Source organism: Methylobacterium organophilum, from assembly GCF_022533465.1.
Classification (GTDB): Bacteria; Pseudomonadota; Alphaproteobacteria; order Rhizobiales; family Beijerinckiaceae; genus Methylobacterium; species Methylobacterium organophilum.
In genome coordinates this window covers 1,374,235-1,395,078 of sequence record NZ_CP092848.1, presented here as the reverse complement: position 1 = coordinate 1,395,078, position 20,844 = coordinate 1,374,235, and the positions used below count along the sequence as shown (strand labels likewise).

Below are 20,844 nucleotides of genomic sequence, written 5' to 3'. Positions count from 1 at the left end.
GGGCCAGGAAGCTCGCCCGCGGCCGTGGACCGACGAGGCGTACACCGCCCTGGTCCGGGCCTGCTTGGCCGGACACGAGGGCGCGGCCTTGGCCGGTCACCCGATCGTCGTCGTCGTTCCCGCCACGCAAAGCCGGCCACTCCTTCGGCGCCCGCCCTCATGAAATGAGCAAGACACCGCTAGCGGCAACGGTTTTTTAACGCCTCCGTTCCGGCAGCCCGGGGGCACACCCCGCGCGCATATCCATCCAAGCCCTTGATCGGTCTCGTGTTCCGACCCGAATCGATGGGCGGTCCGGCGAGAGGCGATCGCGCAACCGGGTAGTCTTTACGGAGTGGTCGCCGATCCGCGCCGACCCGTTATTTCTTGGCGAGGGCCTCAAGACGGGCCTGCATCTCGGCCATCTGCCGCTTCAGGTCGTCCAGATCGCCACCGGGTGCCGGCGCCTGCGCCGCGGGGGCGTTGGGGGCGGGGGCCTGGCCGAAGCCGCCCGTGAACATCTTCATCGCATCGCCGAAGAAGCTCATATTGGCCCGGACCTGCTCCTGCAGCGCCTGCTGGAAGGCCGCGGGCCCGAAGCTCTGCGCCATCTTCTCGCGCAGCCCGTCCTGGTCCTTGGCGAAATTCGCCATGGAGAATTCGAGGAAGCTCGGCACCATGGTGCGCATGCTGTCGCCGTAGAAGCGGATCAGCTGCCGCAGGAAGGCGACGGGCAGCAGGTTGTCCTCGCCGGCCTTGTTCTCCTGCTCGAAGATGATCTGGGTGAGCACCGCGCGGGTGATGTCGTCCCCCGAGCGCGCATCGTACACGACGAAATCCTCGCCGCTCTGCACCATGCCGGCCAGATCCTCGAGCGTGACGTAGGTCGAGGTGCCCGTGTGATAGAGGCGACGGTTCGCGTATTTCTTGATGACGGTCTGATGCCCCTTGCCGTTCTCGGCCATCCCCGCGGCACCTCCCGCTCCGTTGACGATCGCGCGCAAAGCCTTCTCGCTCCGCTTCCGCCGTGGTCCCGCAACCGCGGAACCCTCCCGTGACGGCCGACCTTAAGGCACTCTCGCGGTGGCGAAAACAGCAATTTTCCAAGCGATCCGCAGAATAATGCAGTGCAGGCGGGTTCGGCTGCTTTGGATCGGCCCGCCTCCACCCTCGGCACGCTTGACTTCACAGGTCTCAGGGCTTTCTTCCGATGAACGGCAGGCCGCGCGCAACGACGATCCAACAAGGTCGCGCCGCCGGATGAGGAGAACGTCACGATGGCAGCCAGCGAAGATATCGTCATTGTCGGAGCCGCGCGCACGCCGGTGGGTTCGTTCGCAGGCGCCTTCGGCAGCGTGCCCGCCCACGAGCTCGGTGCGGTGGCGATCAAGGCGGCGCTGGAGCGCGCCGGCGTCTCCCCCGACGAGGTGGACGAGGTGATTTTCGGTCAGGTGCTCACCGCGGGCGCCGGCCAGAACCCGGCCCGCCAGGCGGCGATCAAGGCCGGCATCCCGGAGAAGGCCACCGCCTGGGGCCTCAACCAGGTCTGCGGCTCGGGCCTGCGCACCGTCGCCGTCGGCATGCAACAGATCGCCAACGGCGATGCGAACATCATCGTGGCCGGCGGCCAGGAATCGATGTCGCTCTCGCCCCACTGCCAGTATCTGCGCGGCGGCCAGAAGATGGGCGACATCAAGCTCATCGACACGATGATCAAGGACGGCCTCTGGGACGCCTTCAACGGCTACCACATGGGCCAGACCGCCGAGAACGTGGCCCAGGCCTTCCAGCTCACCCGCGAGCAGCAGGACGCCTTCGCGACCCGCTCGCAGAACAAGGCCGAGGCCGCCCGCAAGGAGGGCCGCTTCAAGGAGGAGATCGTCCCCGTCACCGTGCCGGGCAAGAAGGGCGACACCGTCGTCGACACCGACGAGTACATCCGCGACGGCGCCACGATCGAGGCGATGGCCAAGCTGAAGCCCGCCTTCGCCAAGGACGGCACGGTCACCGCCGCCAACGCCTCCGGCCTCAATGACGGCGCCGCCGCCATCGTGCTGATGTCGGCCTCCGAGGCCGAGAAGCGGGGCCTCAAGCCGCTCGCCCGGATCGTGTCCTGGGCGACCGCGGGCGTCGATCCGAAGGTGATGGGCACGGGCCCGATCCCGGCCTCGCGCAAGGCGCTGGACAAGGCCGGCTGGAAGCCCTCCGACCTCGACCTGATCGAGGCCAACGAGGCCTTCGCCGCCCAGGCCCTCGCCGTGAACAAGGACATGGGCTGGGACGACGAGAAGGTGAACGTCAATGGCGGCGCCATCGCCATCGGCCACCCGATCGGCGCGTCCGGCGCCCGCGTCCTCGTCACCCTGCTGCACGAGCTGAAGCGCCGCGACGCCAAGAAGGGCCTCGCCACGCTCTGCATCGGCGGCGGCATGGGCGTCGCGATGTGCGTCGAGCGCGTCTGAGGCGCGCCTCCGGGGAAGGGGCCGCCCTTCCCCGGCCGTTCCTCAAACGGTTTTTTGGCAAAAGCGCTTGAAGCTCCGCAAAATTTAAATGCGATGCGGAGCGCGGCGCCCCCGGCTAAACCGGTCGTCCACGGGGCGGCACGGCCGCCCGCCCGCGTCCGCCTTGCCCGAAAGACCGGTGACAGGACGGCTTTCCTGTGAGCCGCCCGCCTAGCCGGTGTTTCGGAAAGCACAGTAAAAACAAACTCTAACGAGAGCACGGAGGAAACCATGGCTCAGGAACGCGTCGCCCTCGTCACGGGCGGGACGCGCGGCATCGGCGCCGCGATCTCCAAGAGGCTGAAGGACAAGGGCTACAAGGTCGCCGCGAATTACGGCGGCAACGACGAGGCGGCCAACGCCTTCAAGGCCGAGACCGGCATCCCGGTCTTCAAGTTCGACGTGGGCGATCTCGCGAGCTGCGAGGCCGGCATCAAGGCCATCGAGGCCGAGCTCGGCCCGATCGACATCCTGGTCAACAACGCCGGCATCACCCGCGACGGCGCCTTCCACAAGATGAGCTTCGACAAGTGGCAGGCGGTCCTCAAGACCAACCTCGACTCGATGTTCACCTGCACCCGGCCGCTGATCGAGGGCATGCGCTCCCGCAATTTCGGCCGCATCATCATCATCTCGTCGATCAACGGCCAGAAGGGCCAAGCCGGCCAGACCAACTACTCGGCCGCCAAGGCAGGCGTGATCGGCTTCGCCAAGGCGCTGGCTCAGGAGAGCGCCGCGAAGGGCATCACCGTGAACGTGATCGCCCCCGGCTACATCGCCACCGACATGGTGATGGCGGTGCCGGAGGACATCCGCAACAAGATCATCGCGACGATTCCCACGGGCCGCCTCGGCGAGGCCAACGAGATCGCGCAGGCCGTGGAATACCTGGCGAGCGACGAGGCCGGCTTCGTCACCGGCTCGACGCTGACCATCAACGGCGGCCAGCACTTCGTCTGATCCGGCCGTTCGGCTGAGACGGGCCGGGGCGATCCTGTCGCCCCGGCCTTTCTGGTAGGTTGGGCCCTAGCCCCGCGGCGTCGGCCGCCAGTCCGGCGGCGCCATCTCGAAGCCGGCGAAGTCGAAGCCCGGCGACACCGTGCAGCCGACGAGCGTCCAGGCGCCGAGGCTGGTGGCCGTCTGCCAATGGCCGGCCGGCACCACGAGCTGGGGGCGCTGGCCCCGGGCGAGGTCCGGGCCGAGATGGTGGGCCGAGGCGTCGTGGCCGTTCGGGCTCAGGGTGATCACCATCGGCGCGCCGGCATACCAGTGCCAGATCTCCGCGGCGTCGACCCGGTGCCAGGCCGAGACCTCGCCGATCCCGAGCAGATAATAGATCGCCGTGCCGACGGAGCGGCCGTCGATCGCCCGCGGATCGCGGAAGGTCTCGCGGTAATGGCCGCCCTCGGGATGCGGCTGCAAACCGAGGCTGGCGATGATCTCCTCGGCGCTCGTCCCCGTCGCAGCCATCGCTCTCCTCCTCTCCACGGCGTCACGCAACGCCCTGACGCCACCGCGGCGCGGCAAGAATCCCGCGAGCGGCGCTCACGGCCTGGGCAGATTGATGTCCGGCAGGGCGCCCTGGGGCAGGGTGCCCTGGGGCAAGGCCCCCTGCGGCAGCTTGGGGCCGGGCCAGGCGGCGGGCTTGGCGGCGGGCTTGGCGGCCTTCGGCTTGGCCGCCGCCGCCTTGCCGGCGCCGGGATCGGCCGGGGCCCCGGCCTCCGCCATCGGGTCGGGCCGGCGCCTGGGCGGCGGCAGTGCCTTGGCGGCGGGCGCGTCCTCGCAGGCCTTGAAGGCGAGGCGGGCGATCGCGGCGCCGTCCTCGGCGACGAGGTTCAGGCTGTCGGGCAGGCTCACCAGAGTCTCGTCCCAGCGGACCGTGCCGCCGAGCACGCCTTCCAGCGTCGCCGGCGAGGCGCCCCGGCGCAAAGCCGTCAGGTCGGGGCCGTAGAGGGTGGCGATCTTCGCCCCGACCACGACCTGGAGCACCCGCGTCTGGTCCGGCGTCAGGGGGCGCAGGGGATTGTCGACGCTGATCAGGCCGCTGCGGCTCACCCAGAGATCGAGATTCCTGGCCCCCTCGTAATGCACGGCCTTGCCCGGGTCGCAGGCGACGGGCGGCGCGGCGAAGGGAGTCGCGGAGGGCGGCGGCGCCTCCGCCTTCGCCGCGGCGGGGGAGGCCGCGTTCTCGGGCTTCGCCTCCGTCCGGCCCTGCGCTTCCGCAGCGGGCGCGGGCGTGTCCACGGGCTTCTTTTCCGCAGGCCTGGGCTTGGGTTTCGGCTTGGGCCGGGGCGGTTTGGCGGCGGGGGCGGCCTGTTCGGCGGGCGGGGGCGGCATCTCCGCATCCTGCGCCGCGGCGTCGAGGCTCAAGGCCGCAAGCCCCGCGAGACCCGCCAGAGCGGGGAAGGTCGCTCTCATCGGTTTCGTCGGTCCTCTCGTTCCGTCCGCTCCCCCTCCGCGCGATGATCCTCCAGCGCCCGCCGGACCGGCTCCGGATCGATGATCTCCAGATCGAGAATCTCCGCCTGCCGGTCGATCGGGCTCTCCCGCGCCGGCCGGATCGCGTCGATCGCCGCGTCCTCGTCCCGGGCGTCGAGGGCGAGTCGCTCCTCCTGCGGCAGGCGCAGGGGTTCGCGCTTGGCCCGGCCGTTCATCACGGCGAAGGCCGCGCAGGCGGCCACAAGGGCCGCGCCGGCGAGCAGGAACAGGAGCGTGTCCATCGTCGCCCCGAGCGTTAATGCGATTTCGGGCGCAGGGGAAACGATCCGCGCCAACATTTCTGCCGTAGCCGCCGCTCTCCGCCGAGGCCGCGCAACGGGCGGGACACCGAGGAACGGTCCTTGCGTCGGAGGCGCAAGGGTGAAAACACCGCTGCTGCGGCGCAGCACCGGCCGCCGAAGGTGTGAGGAATCGCGATGCCCCTGGAGGACCGCCCCGAGACGCACCGGATCGCCGATGAGGGTGCCGGCGGGTCCACCGTCCCCGATTCGCCCGACGCGCTGGAGAAGGCGCTGCTCGACCTCATCGCCCAGTCGCGCGGCCAGGCGGCGGAGGATCCGTTCCGCAACCCGGTCCTGGCGGTGACGCTCGCCATCACCCGGCGCCTCGACCGGGACGAGATCGGGGAAGAGGATCTCGATACCCTGTTCGTGAGCCTGCGCCGCCACGCCCTCACGGAGCGGGCCGCCCGCCTGCGCGGCTATGTCGGGCTCGACGGGGACACCGCGGAGACGATCGCCGACCTCGCCGAGCGCCTCGTCGCGGCGATCCCGAAGCGCTCGGGCGATTTCGAGACGTTCCGCGACCTCGTCGGGCGCACGGCCTTCGCCGTGGTCTTCACCGCGCATCCCACCTTCGGCATGCCCAAGGCCGTGGCCGAGCTGATCGCCGCAGCGGCCTCGGAGCGGGACGAGGCGGCCCGTGTGCCCCTGATCGAGAAGGCGGCCCAGCGCTCGACCCGGCCCGATGCCCGCATCAGCCTGGACGACGAGTTCGCGCAGGCCTGCCTCGCCGCCAATAACGGCCGCCTCGCCCTGGACGCCTTCAACGGCGCCCTGATCGATGCGGCCCAGAGGCGCTGGCCCGACCGCTGGACCGAGCTGGTGCCCCGGCCCTTCGCCATCGCGAGCTGGGTCGGCTGCGACACCGACGGGCGCACCGATATCGGCTGGTGGGACACCCTGCGCTACCGCCTGATCTCCAAGCGCATGCAGCTGGAGCGCCTGCAGCGCGACCTGCCCGACGTGCCCGCGACCCGCGTGGTGCGCGAGCTGGCCGCCGGGGCGCTGGCCGCGGTCAACCGCCAGCTCGCCGGGGCGCCCCTGCTCGGCACCAAGCCGTCTCTGGAGAACGTCCACCGCTTCGCCCTCGCCCTCATCATCGAGCGCGAGCGCGCCCAGCTCGATGCGGGGCCGATCCTCGCCGGGCTCGCGGCCGCCCTCGGCGCCGCCGAGACCGATGCCGACCGGCGCGCCATCGCGGTGCTGCGCTCGGGCGTGGCCGCCCACGGCCTCTCCAACGCCCTGCCGCATTTCCGGCTGAACGCCAGCCAGATCCACAACGCCGTGCGCCGGGTGATCGACCTCGAGGGCGAGCCGACGGACGCCGCCCAGCGCCGCACCCATCTCTCGGCGATCCACACGCTGCTCAACGACGTGAAGCCCGTGGCGGTGGATTTCGGGGCGCTCGCCGCCGAGCGCGCCTCCGCGGCGCGCCTGATGATGACGATCGCGCAGATCCTCAAGCACGTCGACGGCTCGCACCCGGTCCGCTTCCTGATCGCGGAGACGGAGACCGGCTACACCCTGCTCGCCGCCCTCTGGCTCGCCCGCCACTACGGCATCGCCGACAAGCTCGAGATCACCCCCCTGTTCGAGACGGCGAGCGCCCTGGAGCAGGGCATCCGCGTGCTCGACGACGCCCTGCGCAACCCGCATTGGCGCACGCATCTGAAGCGCCTCGGCCGGCTCTCCGTGCAGTTCGGCTACTCGGATTCCGGTCGCTATGTCGGCCAGCTCGCCGCCACCTTCTGGATCGAGCGCCTGCGCCTGCGCATCACCGAGATGATGGCGCAGAACGACCTGAAGGACGTCGAGCTCGTCATCTTCGACACCCACGGCGAGTCGATCGGCCGGGGCGCCCACCCGACCTCCCTGCGCGACCGCCTCGCCTATCTCGCCCCGGAGGATGCGCGCCGCCGCAACCGGGCGGCGGGGCTGCGGACGCGGCTCGAATCGAGCTTCCAGGGCTCGGACGGCTACCTGATGTTCGGCACCCCGGCGCTGGCCGCGGCCTCCGTCTCGCGCATCGCCGAGCACGTCTTCGCCGACGACCTGCGCGAGGACGACGCCTTCTCCGACTACGTCCTGACGGAGGCGGGCACGAAGGCGGGCAGCGACGAGGATCCGATCTACGCCGAGCCCGACTTCGCCGCCGAGTTCTTCCGCTCCGCCCGGCAGGACATGGAGGCCCTGGTCGAGGATCCGGGCTACGCGGCCCTGCTCGGCACCTTCGGCCCGAGCCTGATCGACCGGACCGGCTCGCGCCCCGTCGCCCGCCAGTCCGATTCCGGCGGGCCGGCCATGATCACCCATCCCCGCCAGATGCGGGCGATCCCCAACAACGCCATCCTGCAGCAGTTGGGCTTCCTCGCGAATTCCCTGCACGGCATGGGCCGGGCCGCGCATCGCGCCCCGGAGACCTTCCGGCACATGCGAGAGGAATCCGTGCGCTTCTCCCGGGCCTTCCGGCTGGTGCAGCACGCCGCGAGCGTCGGCGATCTCGACGTGCTGCGCGCCTATATCGACACGCTCGATCCCGCCGTGTGGCTGGAGCGGGCGCGCCGGACGCAACGCGAGGGACGGCGCGAGGAACTGCTCACCGTGGCGGGCGCCCTCGACCGGCTGAACCTCGCTCCGGATCTGCGCCGCCTGTTCGGGCGGCTGACCCGCGACTGGCTCTACCTGCAGGCGGCCGCGCCCGATCTCGCGACCATGTCGCCGCGCCTGACCCTACTCCACGCGATCCGCCTCGCCCTGATCCACCGGATCTGGTTCCTGGCGGTGCATATCCCGAGCTTCCGGCCCCAGGCCGGCATTACCCGCGAGATGCTGCTGGAGCGCTTCCTGCGGCTCGACATCGACGGCTGCCTGCAGCTTCTCGGCGAGATCTACCCGATCACCCCGGACCCGACCCTGGGCCTGAATTTCGGCGAGCCCCCCGGCCCGCGGGATGTCGGCACCTACGAGGCCGAGCATGCCACCCTGTTCCAGCCGATCCGGGGGATGTTCGAGCGGGTGCGGGAGCTCTCCGGCATCATCCAGCACGAGGTCGGCGCCTTCGGCTGAGGCGCGCGGAGCGGGCGCGGCAGGTGTGGTAAGGCGCCTCGACGCTCCGCCCGCCTGCCCCGGGATTCGACGCCGCGATGAAGCCCCTTCCCCTCCGTCCCGCCCGGGCTCTGGTGCATGCGCCCGCCCGGCTGCGGGCGCTGGTGCGGGGCAACGAGGTCGGGCTCGTCCTGCTCGCCGCCGTGACCGGCTGCCTCGCCGGGCTCGCCGTCGCCGGCATGAGCGCGGCGACGCAGGGCCTGCGCGAAATCCTCTACCGCCTGCCCCACGGCACCCGGCTCAGCGCGGTGAGCGAATTGCCGCTCTGGCTCCATGGCGCGCCCGCCCTCGGCGGGCTGATGCTCGGGCTCCTGGTGATCCTCGCCGGACGGGTGCGCCGGGGCCGGCGCCGGGCGGTGGTCGATCCGATCGAGGCCAATGCCCTGCATGGCGGACGGATGTCGCTGCGCGATTCCGCCTATGTCGCCCTGCAGAACGTCCTCTCCAACGGGTGCGGCGCCTCGGTGGGGCTGGAGGCCGGCTACACCCAGATCGCCGGCGGGATCGCCTCGCGGCTCGGCATCGCCTTCGAATTGCGGCGCTCGGACCTGCGGACGCTGGTCGGCTGCGGCTCGGCCGCGGCGATCGCGGCGGCCTTCGGCTCGCCGCTCACCGGCGCCTTCTACGCCTTCGAGCTGATCATCGGCACCTACACCATCGCGACCCTGACGCCGGTCGTGGTCGCGGCCCTGTGCGGCAGCCTCGTCGCCCGGGCGCTGGTGACGCAAGCCGCCTTCGTGGACGTGAGCGGGCTCGCCGCCACCGCGACCGGGCGCATCACCGCCGCCGACACCCTGCCCTGCCTGGTGCTCGGCCTCGTCTGCGCCCTGCTCGGGATCCTCCTCATGCGCGGGGTCACCCTGGTGGAGCGCGCCTTCGATGCCACCCGCCTGCCCGGGGCGCTGCGGCCGATGCTCGGGGGCGCCTGCGTCGGGGCGCTCGCCTTCGCCACGACGCCGCAGGTGCTCTCCGGCGGGCACGGCGCCCTGCATCTCCACCTGGAGCACGCCGCCGCGCTCTCGGGCGCCGGGGGCCTCGCCGGGCTGCTCGTCGCCAAGGCGGCGGCCTCGGCGATCTCGATCGGCTCCGGCTTCCGCGGCGGGCTGTTCTTCGCCTCGCTGTTCCTGGGGGCGCTCGCCGGCAAGCTCTTCGCGGTTCTCGCCCCGCTGGCATGGCCGGGCTTCGAAGCCTTCGCGTTGACGCCCGTCGCCTATGCCGTTGTCGGCATGAGCGCGCTCGCCGTCGCCATCATCGGCGGCCCGCTCACCATGACCTTCCTCGCCCTCGAAATGACCGGAAGCTTTCCCGTGGCCGGCCTTGTGCTTGCCGCCGTGATCGCATCCTCGCTGACCGTGCGGAAGACCTTCGGGTATTCTTTCGCCACCTGGCGGTTCCACTTGCGCGGCGAGAGCATCCGCTCGGCCCACGATGTCGGCTGGATCCGCAACCTCAGCGTCGGGCGCCTGATGCGCAAGGACATCCGGCCCGTCCCCCTCGATACCCCCCTCTCCGTCTTCCTGCGGGAGCATCCCCTCGGCTCGCCCTCCCGCGTCGTGGTGGTGGACGGGAAGGGGCGCTATGCCGGCATCGTCCTGGTCCCGGAGGCGCATGCCCTCGTCGGCAGCGGGGAGGAGGCGCCGGCCCTGAGCGACGTGGTGCGCTACGCCGACACCTTCCTTGAGCCGCAGATGAACGCCAAGCAGGCCGCGGCCGCCTTCGACCACGCCGAGAGCGAGGCGCTGGCCGTGGTCGAGAGCCGGGACAGCCGCAAGGTCATCGGCCTGCTGACGGAGAGCCACACCCTGAAACGCTACAGCGAGGAACTCGACCGCCAGCGCCGGGCCATGGTCGGGGAGACGGTATAGACATGGGTGGTTGACGCCGGGCTCGGTCCGCGTCACGCGGTGCCGCAAAAATGAGCGGCCCAAGGGAGGTTTCATGTCCGGATCGAACCGCAATTACCGCATCGCGGTGATCCCCGGCGACGGCATCGGCAAGGAGGTCGTACCCGAGGGCGTGCGGGTGCTGGAACAGGCGGCCAAGCGCCACGGCTTCACCCTGAGCCAGGACTGGTTCGATTTCGCCTCCTGCGACTATTACGAGCGGCACGGGCGGATGATGCCCGAGGACTGGAAGGCGCGGATCGGCGGCCATGACGCCATCTTCTTCGGCGCCGTCGGCATGCCGGACCGCGTGCCCGACCACATCTCGCTCTGGGGGTCCCTGATCCAGTTCCGGCGGGAATTCGACCAGTACGTGAACCTGCGCCCCGTGCGCCTGATGCCGGGCGTGCCCTGCCCGCTGGCGGGCCGCAAACCCGGCGACATCGACTTCTGGGTCGTCCGGGAGAACACGGAGGGCGAGTACTCGAATGCCGGCGGCCGGATGTTCGCCGGCACCGAGCGGGAATTCGCCGTGCAGGAGAGCGTCTTCACCCGTCACGGCGTCGACCGGGTGCTGCGCTTCGCCTTCGATCTCGCCCGCTCGCGGCCGAAGAAGCACCTGACCTCGGCCACGAAGTCGAACGGCATCTCGATCACCATGCCGTACTGGGACGAGCGGGTGCGCGAGATCTCGGAAGCCTATCCGGACGTGCAGTGGGACCAGTACCACATCGACATCCTGACCGCGCATTTCGTGCTCAACCCGGACCGGTTCGACGTGGTGGTGGCCTCGAACCTCTTCGGCGACATCCTGTCCGATCTCGGCCCCGCCTGCGCCGGCACGATCGGCATCGCGCCCTCGGGCAACATCAATCCGGAGCGGAAGCACCCCTCCGTGTTCGAGCCGGTGCACGGCTCGGCCCCGGACATCGCGGGCGCCGGGATCGCCAATCCGATCGGGCAGATCTGGTCGGGGGCGATGATGCTGGAGCATCTGGGCGAGCGTGACGCCGCGGCCGAGATCGTCGCCGGCATCGAGCGGGTGCTGGCCGAGGGGACCCTGCGCACCCGCGACCTCGGCGGCAGCGCGGATACCGAAGCCTGCGGAAAGGCGGTCGCGGAGGCGCTGGGCTGAGGCCGAAGACGGGAGGGATCCGCGATGGCGTCGACACCGCCGCCCCTCGGAGGCGTGCTCGAGACCGCCCTCTACGTGGACGACATGGAGCGCGCCCGCGCCTTCTACGAGGACGTGCTCGGGTTGAGACCCATGGTCGCCGACCATCGGCTCGTGGCCTATCCCGTGGGCGCGGCCTGCGTGCTCCTGCTGTTCCGGCGCGGCAGCACGCTCAGTCCGGTGACCCTGCCCGGCGGCGTGCTGCCGCCCCATGACGGGTCCGGACCGCTCCATTTCGCGCTCCGCATCGCCCGCGCCGACCTCGACGCCTGGATCGCGCATCTGACGGCGAGCGGCGTACCGATCGAGAGCCGGATCGATTGGCCGAAGGGCGGTGCGTCCCTCTATCTCCGCGATCCCGACGGGCACCTTGCCGAGCTCGCCACGCCGGGCCTCTGGGCGAATTACTGACGCCGGAGGCCCGTGCCGCGGCGCGGGCCGAAGCCAGGCTCCCAGTATAGCCGGGACAAATATCAATACAGGATAAGAAACCCCCAACAAAACACAATCCCTGGATGCAATCTGGAACGCTTTTCTCCGCTTGATCGTTGCGAGCCCGGTTTCGGCGCCCGTCACGGCGTTCGACGCAATCGCAGTAGGGAGAAACGAACCATGACGAAGCTCCTTCGGGGTACAGCCACGGCGGCCATTCTGGTGCTCGGCGTCGCCACCGCCCTGGCACAGGGTGGCGGTGCGGGGGGCGCGGGTGGCGGGGCCGGTGGTGCCGCTGGCGGTGGGGCCGGCGTGGGCGCCGGTGGCGGAGCCGGTGGGGGCGCAGGCGGTGCGGGCGGTGGCGCCCGCGGTGGCGGCGGCGAGATGGGCGGCGGGGCGGCGGGAGGCGCCGCGGGTGGCGCGGCCGGCGGCGGAGCAGCCGGTCCTCGGGGCGGTGCCGGCGAGGCCGGCCAGCGCGGCGGCGCGGCCGGGCGCGAGGAGGGTGCGGCCGGCCAGCCGGGGGAACGCGGCGGCCGCGAGGGCGCCGACAAGGCAGGCCAGGGCGAGCGCGGACAGCCGAACCGGACCGAGCCGGGTCAGCGCAACGGGCGCGATGCGGCGGGCGAGCGTGGTGGCCGGGAGGGCGCCGGAGAACGGGGCGGCAGGGCCGATGGCAAGACCGAGGGTCGGGGCGAGCGGGGCGCGGCCGGCGAGCGCGGCGGCGGAGCCCGGTCCACGGAGGCGCGCGGCGCTTCCCGGAGCCTGAACACGACGCAGCGCACGGAATTCCGCCAGTCGATCACCCGCACCAACGTGCAGCGGCTCAGCAACGTGAACTTCTCGGTGAATGTCGGCACGGCCATCCCGCGCTCCGTCCACCTGCATCCGCTCCCGCCGGCGATCCTGACCCTGGTGCCGGCCTATCGCGGCTTCCAGTTCATCCTGGTCGGGGACGACATCGTCATCATCGATCCCGATACCTACGAGGTCGTGGACGTGATCCCGGCCTGATCGGCAGGGCTTGCGTCACGGCGGCCGCGGAGCGATCCGCGGCCGTTTCGCGTTCAGCGCCCGCGGTCGAGCAGGCCCGAGACGACGCGGGCGGTGTAGTCCACCATCGGCACGATCCGGGCATAGTTGAGCCGGGTCGGTCCGATCACCCCGACGACGCCCACGATCTTCTGGTCGCCGTCCCGGAAAGGCGCGGCGATCAGCGAGGAGCCGGAGAGCGAGAACAGCTTGTTCTCCGAGCCGATGAAGATGCGCACGCCGTCCCCCTCCTCGGCGCGGGAGAGGAGCTCGATCACGTCCTTCTGCGTCTCGAGATCGTTGAACAGCAGGCGGATGCGTTCGAGATCCTCGACCGCCCGCAGATCTTCCAGGAGGTTGGCCTGGCCGCGGACGATGAGCTGGCGCGCCTCGGAGGGTCCCACCGTGGTGGCGAGCCCGGCATCGACCAGGCGCTCGGTGATCGCGTCGAGCTCGCGCTTCATTGCCTGGCGGCCCGCCTCGATCTCCGCCCGCAACAGGTCGAGGCTGCGCCCGTTCAGGCGGGCGTTGAGGTAGTTCGAGGCCTCCTGCAGCGCGCTGGCCGGCAGACCCGGCGGCAGGTCGAGCAGGCGGTTCTCGACCGAGCCGTCGACCGAGACCAGCACCACCAGGGCCCGGTGAGGATCGAGCCGCACGAACTCGATATGCTTGAGGCCCGCATTCGCCTTCGTGGTCAGCACCACGCCGGCCCCGCGGGAGATCCCCGAGAGCAGGCTGGAGGCCTCGGTCAGGGCGCTGTCGAAGGTGTGGCGCGAGGCTGCCGCCCGCATCTGCGCCTCGATGCGCCCCTTCTCCTCCTGGCCGACATCGCCGAGCTCCATGATCGCGTCGACGAAGAAGCGCAGGCCGTGCTCCGTGGGCAGCCGGCCGGCGGAGGTGTGGGGCGCGAAGATGAGCCCGGACTGCTCCAGATCCGACATCACGTTGCGGATCGAGGCGGGCGACAGCCCCATCGGCAGGATGCGCGCGAGGTTGCGCGAGCCCACCGGCTCACCCGTGGTGAGGTAGCTCTCGACGATCTGGCGAAAGATCTCCCGCGCCCGGTCGTTCATCTGCGCGAGCGCGTGGCTCTGGAGCGGGGGGAAAGGGGAGGGGAAGGAATCGGACAAGGTGGGAAACGGACAGGCTCTTCAGGGCGGCGGCCGATTGTGTCCGCTCACCGCCCCGCGATCAATCCGGACGCTGCGCCGCTGCGGCAGCGGGGATGATCCGCGTCGCTCGCGCGTCTCACAGAGGTGAGGAACGCCCGGACAGATCCCGCCCGGACCGATCCCGAAGACCGGTCATCGACAGGAGGAAGACCCACCGTGACAGCGACCTTCAGGAAGCTCGCCCCCCGGCTCGTGGCGATCGCGATCGGCCTCGGCGGCATCGGGCTCGCCGCCGCGCCGCGGCCGGCGGCGGCCGCCCCGATCGCCGTGCCCGCCGACGCGCTGGCGCAGGAAGGCCCCGCCCTCGAGATCCAGCACCGGCGCTGGCACCGGCATCATCGCCGTCACCGTCATCTCTGGCACCGCCATCCCCGGCATCATTGGCACCGCCATCGCCATCATCGCCACGGGCAGCGTCCGGTCCACCGCAAGCACTGGCGCTGACGCGACCGCTCCGCCCGACCGGGAGCCGCCATCCGCGAAGGATGGCGGCTCTTTCCGTTTCCGAAGGCCGGGTTGCCGCCCGGGGCGGCAGCGCCTATGAGCCCGGGCTTCGGATTTTGGGACGGAGAACTTCAGGATGCGGCCTTCCAAGCGCGCGCCCGACGAGCTGCGCAAGGTCAGCCTGGAGCGGGCTGTGGCCCGCTACGCGGAGGGGTCCTGCCTCGTCACCTTCGGCGAGACCAAGGTGCTCTGCACCGCCTCCCTGGAGGAGCGCGGGCCGCCGTGGCTGCGCGGCTCCGGCAAGGGCTGGGTGACGGCCGAGTACTCGATGCTGCCCCGCGCCACCCACGAGCGCACCCGCCGCGAGGTGAATTCCGGCAAGCCCTCCGGCCGCACCCAGGAGATTCAGCGCCTGATCGGCCGTTCGCTCCGCGCCGTCACCAATCTGCCGGCGCTCGGCGAGCGCCAGATCACGGTCGATTGCGACGTGATCCAGGCCGATGGCGGCACCCGCACCGCCGCGATCACCGGCGCCTGGGTGGCCCTGCACGATTGCTTCTCCTGGATGCGCACGCGTTCGATCATCTCGGTCGATCCCCTGCGCGACCATGTCGCCGCCGTGTCCTGCGGCATCTACAAGGGCAACCCGGTCCTCGATCTCGAATATGCCGAGGATTCCGCGGCCGAGACCGACGCCAATTTCGTGATGACCGGCAAGGGCGGCATCGTCGAGGTGCAGGGCACGGCCGAGATGGAGCCGTTCTCGGAGGAGCAGTTCCTGGAGCTGCTCCGCCTCGCCCGCGGCGGCATCGAGCAGCTCGTCGCCCTGCAGAAGCAGGCCCTCGCGTGAGCGGCCACCGCCTCCTGTCCGGCAAGGTCGTCATCGCGACCCACAATGCCGGCAAGCTCGTGGAGATGCGCGAATTGCTCGCGCCCTTCGGCGTCGAGGCGGTCTCGGCCGGCGAGCTCGGCCTGCCCGAGCCCGACGAGACCGGCACGATGTTCTCCGAGAACGCGGCGATCAAGGCCCTCGCCGCGGCGGAGGCCTCCGGCCTGCCGGCCTTCGCCGACGATTCCGGCCTCTGCGTCGATGCCCTCGACGGCGCGCCGGGCCTGTTCTCGGCCCGCTGGGCCGGCCCGTCCAAGGACTTTTCCGGCGCGATGGCCCGGATCGAGGCGGAGCTCGTCAAGCGCGGGGCCGAGAGCCGGCGGGCGCATTTCGTCTCCGCCCTCGTGCTCGCCTGGCCCGACGGCCACACCGAGTTGTTCGAGGGCCGGGTCTTCGGCGATCTCGTCCCGCCCCGCGGCAGCCTCGGCTTCGGCTACGACCCGATGTTCAAGCCGGACGGCCTCGACCGGACCTTCGGCGAGATCTCGTCCGAGGAGAAGCACGGGGTCGACTGGCAGAGCGGGGCCGCCCTCTCGCACCGGGCGCGCGCCTTCGTGGCGCTCGCCGCCGCCTGCCTGCGGCGGCCGGGCTGACGCCGGACGCCGGGCATGGTTCAGGAGGCTCCGGATCATCCCACCCGCGATGTCGGGTTCGGGGTCTACCTGCACTGGCCGTTCTGCGCCTCCAAATGCCCCTATTGCGACTTCAACAGCCATGTCCGGCACGCGCCCGTCGATGAGGCGCGCTTCCTCGCCGCCTTCCGGCGCGAGATCGCCCATGTCGCCGGCCTGACGCCGGGGCGGCGGGTCTCCAGCATCTTCCTCGGCGGGGGTACGCCCTCCCTGATGCGCCCGGAGACGGTCGCGGGGCTCCTCGAAGCCGTCTCCGAAGCCTGGGGGTTCGCGCCTGGTATCGAAGTCACGCTGGAGGCCAATCCGACCAGCGTCGAGGCGGGGCGTTTCCGCGGCTACCGCTCCGCAGGCGTCAACCGGGTGTCGCTCGGCGTGCAGGCCCTGAACGACGCCGACCTGAAGGCCCTCGGGCGCCTTCACAGCGTCGCCGAGGCGCTCGAGGCCGTCGAAACGGCCGCAGCACATTTCGAGCGCTTCTCCTTCGATCTCATCTATGCCCGGCCCGGCCAGACGCCGCAGGCCTGGGAGAAGGAACTGCGCGAGGCCATCGCCCGCGCCGCAGAGCATCTCTCCCTCTACCAGCTCACCATCGAGCCGGGCACGCCCTTCTTCGGCCTCGCCAAGGCCGGCAAGCTGGTGCCACCGGACGACGAGGTGGCGCGAGCCCTCTACGACGTCACGCAGGAGGTCTGCGAGGCGGCGGGCCTGCCGGCCTACGAGATTTCGAACCATGCCCGGACCGGCGCCCAGTCGCGCCACAACCTGCTCTACTGGCGCTACGGCGAATATGCCGGCATCGGTCCGGGCGCCCATGGACGCCTCGTCCTGCCGGGAGGCCGCACCGGCACGGTGACGGAGCGGGCGCCGGAAGCCTGGCTGGAGCGGGTCGAGCGCGAGGGCCACGGCATCCGCGAATGGGAGCCGCTTTCCCTGCCCGATCAGGCCGACGAGTTCCTGATGATGGGCCTGCGCCTCGCCGAGGGCATCGACCCCGCCCGCTACGCCGTGCTCAAGGGCAGTCCCCTCGACGAGGGCCGCCTTGCGGATCTTGCGGCGGAGGGGCTGATCGCCCGGCGCGAAGGCGGGCGCATCGCCGCCACGCCCCGGGGGGCACCGGTGTTGAACGCGCTCGTGGCAGCGCTCGCCGCCTGAGGCGCCTTATGGATCCGGCGACTCTCGGCCTCGTCCTCCTCGCCGCCTTCCTTCACGCCGCCTGGAACACGCTTCTGCGCGGGGGGGCCGACCGGCTCTGGTCGATGGCCGTGATGAACCTCGTCATGGGACTGGCCGGGCTGGCCGGACTTCTTGCCTACGGCCTGCCGGCCCCCGCGAGTTGGCCCTGCGCCGTGGCTTCCGGCGCCCTCCACCTCGCCTACAACCTTCTCTTGGTCGCAACCTACCGCACCGGCGATCTCGGGCAGACCTATCCGATCGCCCGCGGATCCTCGCCCGCCATGGTGACGCTGGGCGCCGGCTTCGCCGCGGGGGAGCATCCCGGCCTGCTCGCCACCTGCGGTATCGTGCTCGTCAGCGGCGGCATCCTTTCTCTGGCTCGGGAGCGCGGCGGCCTCGGCCGTGCGACCCTCATGCCGGCGCTGGCGACCGGCGTCGCCATCGGCGGCTACACCCTGGTCGACGGAATCGGCGTACGGCAGGGAGGCGACTGGCGCGCCTATGCCGCGGCGATGTTCGTGTTCCACCTCATCCTGCCATCCTGGCTCGCATTGCGGCGCGGAACGGCCGTGCTGCGCGTGCCTGCCCCCGAGATGATGAAGGCGGCCGGAGGCGGCGTGATCTCTTTCGCCGCCTACGCCGCCGTGGTCTGGGCGATGCAGCGCGGCGCCATGGGTGCCGTCTCGGCCCTGCGGGAGACCAGCGTCGTCTTCGCGGCCCTGCTCGGCCGCATCGTCCTCGGCGAGCGCCTGACGCCCCACCGGATCGCGGCCTGCCTCGTCATCGCGCTCGGAGCAGCGGCAATCGGAAGCGCCTGAAGGCAAAGCCCGAATTCGGGAGAGCGACCCGTCAGCGCTCTGAGCGCGCTCATGCTTTTCAGAGCATGCCAGCCATGTAATCGCCTGATTGTCCCGCGGCGATCATTGCTGTAGCGGAGCGCCGGATAAATAATTTTTGCACGAATCGAAAAATAAAATGATGCCGGAAGAGAAAGTGCACGATCAGGGCGGGCGCATGCAGCATAATTCCCTGCCGATGAACCGGCGGCAGATCATCGGAGGCGCCCTGGCCGGGCTTGCAGCCTCGACCCTGCCGAGTGCTCCGCTCCTCGCTGCCGGCGAGACCACGAAGGTCGATGTCCTCCTGATCGGCGGCGGCATCATGAGCGCCACGCTGGGTGTGTGGCTGCGCGAGCTCGAGCCGGATTGGTCGCTCGCCATGATCGAGCGGCTGGACGGGGTGGCGCTCGAGAGCTCCAACGGCTGGAACAACGCCGGCACGGGCCATTCGGCGCTGGCCGAGCTGAACTACACGCCGGTGGATTCCAAGGGGAAGGTCCGGATCGAGCAGGCGATCAAGATCAACGAGGCCTTCCAGGTCACCCGTCAGTTCCTGGCCTGGCAGGTCCAGCGTGGGGTGCTGAAGAATCCCCACTCCTTCATCAATTCCACGCCCCATATGAGCTTCGTCTGGGGCGACGAGAACATCGCGTATCTGAAGAAGCGTCACGAGGCGCTGCTGGCGAGCCCGCTTTTCGCGAGCATGCAGTACTCGGAGGATCCCGAGCAGCTCAAGAAATGGGTCCCCTTGATGATGGAGGGGCGCGATCCCAAGCAGCGGATCGCCGCGACCTGGACGCCCGTAGGCACCGACTGTGAATGGGGCGAAGTCACCCGTCAGTACGTCAGCGCCCTGCAGAGCCAGCCGAAGTTCGACCTGCGTCTCTCGACCGAGGTCGAGACCATCGAGCGCAATTCCGATGGCACCTGGCGCGTGACCTCCAAGAACCTGAAGGATGGCAGCCGGAAATCGCTGGACGCCAAGTTCGTGTTCATCGGCGCGGGCGGCGGCGCTCTGCACCTGCTGCAGAAGTCGGGCATCCCGGAAGCCGACGACTATGCGGGCTTCCCCGTGGGCGGCTCGTTCCTCGTCACCGAGAACCAGGATGTGGCGCTGCGTCATCTCGCCAAGGCCTATGGCAAGGCCTCGGTCGGCTCGCCCCCGATGTCCGTGCCGCATCTCGACACCCGTGTGATCGGCGGCAAGCGGATGATCCTGTTCGGACCCTTCGCCACCTTCTCGACCAAGTTCCTGAAGGAGGGCTCCTATTTCGACCTGCTCTCCTCCACCACCACCAGCAACGTTTGGCCGATGATGCGCGTGGGCTGGGACGAGTACCCGCTGGTCGAGTATCTCGCCGGGCAGCTGATGCTCTCCGACGAGGATCGCTACCAGGCCCTGCGCGAGTACTTCCCCAACGCGAAAAAGGACGATTGGCGGCTGGTCCAGGCTGGACAGCGCGTCCAGATCATCAAGCGCGATCCGGAGAAGGGAGGGGTGCTCAAGCTCGGCACCGAGGTGGTGAGCGCCAAGGACGGCAGCATCGCCGCCCTGCTCGGGGCCTCGCCGGGGGCCTCGACCGCCGCGCCGATCATGCTGAACGTGCTGGAGAAGGTCTTCGCGCAGAAGGTGGCCAGCCCCGAGTGGCAGGCCAAGATCCGCCAGATCGTGCCGAGCTACGGCACGAAGCTGAACGACGATCCGCAGAAGGCCTACCAAGAGCTCGCCTACACGGCCGAGCACCTGCAGCTGACCCCGCCGCCCCCGCTCGCCGCCGCGCCGGCGCAGCCCGTGGCGAACGGCACCGCCACCAATGCCGAGCCGGGCATCATCAAGCCGGTCCCCGACATGGCGCCCTGACACCGGGTCTCCCGCCGAAGCGATCACCCTTCGGCGGGAGACACCGAGCGATCAGGACCGAAGCCGCGCGCGGATGCGCGCCTCCGGGCAGAGGGAGGCTGACGTGCGGGTCAAGAGTCAGATCGAGGGCGGCCTTGTCTCGCGTTACAGCGGCCGCAGGAACGCCCCTCTCGACGCGGCCATGCCTTCCGGCCTCTCCGCTTTTCCGGAGCGGGGCGAGCGTCCTTAGTGCGCCTCACGCATCAGGCGCTCGGCCACCCGCTTCACCGGGGGCCGGCCGCGCCCGAGCAGCACGGCGAAATGCGAATCCTCCGGATCGCTCTCGAAACGGGTGCGCAGCCAGGCCGCCAGGAACTTCACGTATTCGCCGACGAGCAGCCGGGCCGTCGCCGGTTCGGCCCACCAGCGCCCGACATCGATCCCGTCCGTGACCACGGGGTAGGGGACGAGGGATTCGGTCTCGTCCAGGGCATTGCCGAGCTCCACCAGGGTGCGGGGCATGTGGTAGTTCGAGGTGACGACGGCGATCGTCCCGAAATGATGGCGGCGCATCCAGCGCCGTGTCTCGATGGCGTTGCCGATGGTGTTGCGCGCCCGGTAATCGAGGTCGATGCAGCAGGCGATCAGGTGGCGCTGGCTCGGGTTGAGCCGGGCGATCTCCTCGCGGCTGGTGCGCTCGTTGACGCCGGAGATCAGCAGCCTCCGGCCATGGCCGGAGGCGAGCAGCTCGATCGCATCGCCGATGCGCTGCGCCCCACCGGTCAGGGCGACGATGCCGTCGACGCTCGCATCCTGCGGACGCTCCGCCCGCTCGATCGTTCCGACAAACGCGAGGAAGCCGCCGGCGAACAGGGCCGTCGACAGCGCGGCGGCGGCGGCGAGGACGCGGACCGGGAAACGGGAACGTCCGCTCTTCGGGATGGGCAAGGACAGCCGCAAGGATCCCCGCTT

Annotated in this window: 19 protein-coding genes; 13 read left to right on the top strand and 6 right to left on the bottom strand. The window is 70.5% G+C overall.

From position 1 onward, the window contains the following. Nucleotides 1-359: 359 nt before the first annotated feature. The gene (gene phaR / locus MMB17_RS06435) at nucleotides 360-944 is read right to left on the bottom strand and encodes a polyhydroxyalkanoate synthesis repressor PhaR (protein WP_238309475.1); all 585 of its coding nucleotides are present in this window, start codon (nucleotides 942-944) and stop codon (nucleotides 360-362) included. A gap of 312 nt (nucleotides 945-1,256) precedes the next feature. Here phaR and MMB17_RS06430 point away from each other — a divergent pair, with 312 nt between their 5' ends. Both MMB17_RS06430 and phbB read left to right on the top strand, forming a co-directional pair. Continuing rightward, on the top strand, nucleotides 1,257-2,441 hold the full coding sequence (locus MMB17_RS06430; protein WP_238309476.1) for an acetyl-CoA C-acetyltransferase: 1,185 nt from the start codon (nucleotides 1,257-1,259) through the stop codon (nucleotides 2,439-2,441). Nucleotides 2,442-2,711: 270 nt separating this feature from the next. Further along, the gene (phbB, locus tag MMB17_RS06425; RefSeq protein ID WP_238309477.1) at nucleotides 2,712-3,440 is read left to right on the top strand and encodes an acetoacetyl-CoA reductase; all 729 of its coding nucleotides are present in this window, start codon (nucleotides 2,712-2,714) and stop codon (nucleotides 3,438-3,440) included. A gap of 66 nt (nucleotides 3,441-3,506) precedes the next feature. Here phbB and MMB17_RS06420 read toward each other — a convergent pair whose 3' ends face one another. From MMB17_RS06420 to MMB17_RS06410, 3 genes are all read right to left on the bottom strand, one after another. Next, nucleotides 3,507-3,950 carry a cupin domain-containing protein gene (locus tag MMB17_RS06420; RefSeq protein WP_238309478.1) on the bottom strand — a complete coding sequence of 148 codons (444 nt, stop codon included), beginning with the start codon at nucleotides 3,948-3,950 and terminating at the stop codon, nucleotides 3,507-3,509. Between the two features lie 75 nt (nucleotides 3,951-4,025). Further along, nucleotides 4,026-4,898 carry a hypothetical protein gene (locus MMB17_RS06415; protein WP_241101485.1) on the bottom strand — a complete coding sequence of 291 codons (873 nt, stop codon included), beginning with the start codon at nucleotides 4,896-4,898 and terminating at the stop codon, nucleotides 4,026-4,028. Next, nucleotides 4,895-5,200, bottom strand: a complete 306-nt coding sequence (locus MMB17_RS06410) for a hypothetical protein (protein WP_241101484.1) — start codon at nucleotides 5,198-5,200, stop codon at nucleotides 4,895-4,897. The genes MMB17_RS06415 and MMB17_RS06410 overlap by 4 nt, the downstream gene beginning before the upstream one ends. 195 nt (nucleotides 5,201-5,395) lie before the next feature. On the opposite strand from MMB17_RS06410, the gene MMB17_RS06405 reads away from it, so the two are divergent. From MMB17_RS06405 to MMB17_RS06385, 5 genes are all read left to right on the top strand, one after another. Further along, on the top strand, nucleotides 5,396-8,326 hold the full coding sequence (locus MMB17_RS06405) for a phosphoenolpyruvate carboxylase (protein WP_241101483.1): 2,931 nt from the start codon (nucleotides 5,396-5,398) through the stop codon (nucleotides 8,324-8,326). A 77-nt stretch (nucleotides 8,327-8,403) separates the two neighbouring features. Further along, nucleotides 8,404-10,230: a chloride channel protein gene (locus MMB17_RS06400; RefSeq protein ID WP_241101482.1), complete on the top strand. Its 1,827-nt coding sequence runs from the start codon at nucleotides 8,404-8,406 to the stop codon at nucleotides 10,228-10,230. 73 nt (nucleotides 10,231-10,303) lie between these two features. Beyond that, on the top strand, nucleotides 10,304-11,383 hold the full coding sequence (locus MMB17_RS06395) for a tartrate dehydrogenase (RefSeq protein ID WP_241101481.1): 1,080 nt from the start codon (nucleotides 10,304-10,306) through the stop codon (nucleotides 11,381-11,383). Nucleotides 11,384-11,407: 24 nt separating this feature from the next. Next, complete coding sequence (locus MMB17_RS06390) at nucleotides 11,408-11,833, top strand: VOC family protein (RefSeq protein WP_241101480.1); 426 nt, start codon at nucleotides 11,408-11,410, stop codon at nucleotides 11,831-11,833. A 201-nt stretch (nucleotides 11,834-12,034) separates the two neighbouring features. Beyond that, the gene (locus tag MMB17_RS06385) at nucleotides 12,035-12,865 is read left to right on the top strand and encodes a DUF1236 domain-containing protein (RefSeq protein WP_241101479.1); all 831 of its coding nucleotides are present in this window, start codon (nucleotides 12,035-12,037) and stop codon (nucleotides 12,863-12,865) included. A gap of 53 nt (nucleotides 12,866-12,918) precedes the next feature. Here the strand turns inward: MMB17_RS06385 and hrcA are convergent, their stop codons facing one another. Further along, the gene (gene hrcA / locus MMB17_RS06380; RefSeq protein ID WP_241102136.1) at nucleotides 12,919-13,956 is read right to left on the bottom strand and encodes a heat-inducible transcriptional repressor HrcA; all 1,038 of its coding nucleotides are present in this window, start codon (nucleotides 13,954-13,956) and stop codon (nucleotides 12,919-12,921) included. A gap of 255 nt (nucleotides 13,957-14,211) precedes the next feature. Here hrcA and MMB17_RS06375 point away from each other — a divergent pair, with 255 nt between their 5' ends. The 6 genes from MMB17_RS06375 to mqo all read left to right on the top strand — a co-directional run bounded on the left by MMB17_RS06375 (nucleotide 14,212) and on the right by mqo (nucleotide 19,893). Beyond that, nucleotides 14,212-14,499: a hypothetical protein gene (locus MMB17_RS06375; protein WP_241101478.1), complete on the top strand. Its 288-nt coding sequence runs from the start codon at nucleotides 14,212-14,214 to the stop codon at nucleotides 14,497-14,499. Nucleotides 14,500-14,635: 136 nt separating this feature from the next. After that, nucleotides 14,636-15,349 (top strand): ribonuclease PH, encoded by a 714-nt coding sequence (gene rph, locus MMB17_RS06370; RefSeq protein WP_238309487.1) that lies wholly within the window; start codon nucleotides 14,636-14,638, stop codon nucleotides 15,347-15,349. Next, nucleotides 15,346-15,981: an RdgB/HAM1 family non-canonical purine NTP pyrophosphatase gene (rdgB, locus tag MMB17_RS06365; RefSeq protein WP_238309488.1), complete on the top strand. Its 636-nt coding sequence runs from the start codon at nucleotides 15,346-15,348 to the stop codon at nucleotides 15,979-15,981. The genes rph and rdgB overlap by 4 nt, the downstream gene beginning before the upstream one ends. Before the next feature lie 15 nt (nucleotides 15,982-15,996). Next, on the top strand, nucleotides 15,997-17,172 hold the full coding sequence (gene hemW / locus MMB17_RS06360) for a radical SAM family heme chaperone HemW (RefSeq protein WP_241101477.1): 1,176 nt from the start codon (nucleotides 15,997-15,999) through the stop codon (nucleotides 17,170-17,172). Between the two features lie 8 nt (nucleotides 17,173-17,180). Next, nucleotides 17,181-18,011, top strand: coding sequence for a DMT family transporter (locus tag MMB17_RS06355; RefSeq protein ID WP_241101476.1), 831 nt, complete (start codon nucleotides 17,181-17,183; stop codon nucleotides 18,009-18,011). Between the two features lie 196 nt (nucleotides 18,012-18,207). Further along, nucleotides 18,208-19,893 carry a malate dehydrogenase (quinone) gene (gene mqo / locus MMB17_RS06350; protein ID WP_420847342.1) on the top strand — a complete coding sequence of 562 codons (1,686 nt, stop codon included), beginning with the start codon at nucleotides 18,208-18,210 and terminating at the stop codon, nucleotides 19,891-19,893. Between the two features lie 225 nt (nucleotides 19,894-20,118). Here the strand turns inward: mqo and MMB17_RS06345 are convergent, their stop codons facing one another. Then, nucleotides 20,119-20,820: a YdcF family protein gene (locus MMB17_RS06345; protein WP_241101474.1), complete on the bottom strand. Its 702-nt coding sequence runs from the start codon at nucleotides 20,818-20,820 to the stop codon at nucleotides 20,119-20,121. Nucleotides 20,821-20,844: the final 24 nt, after the last annotated feature.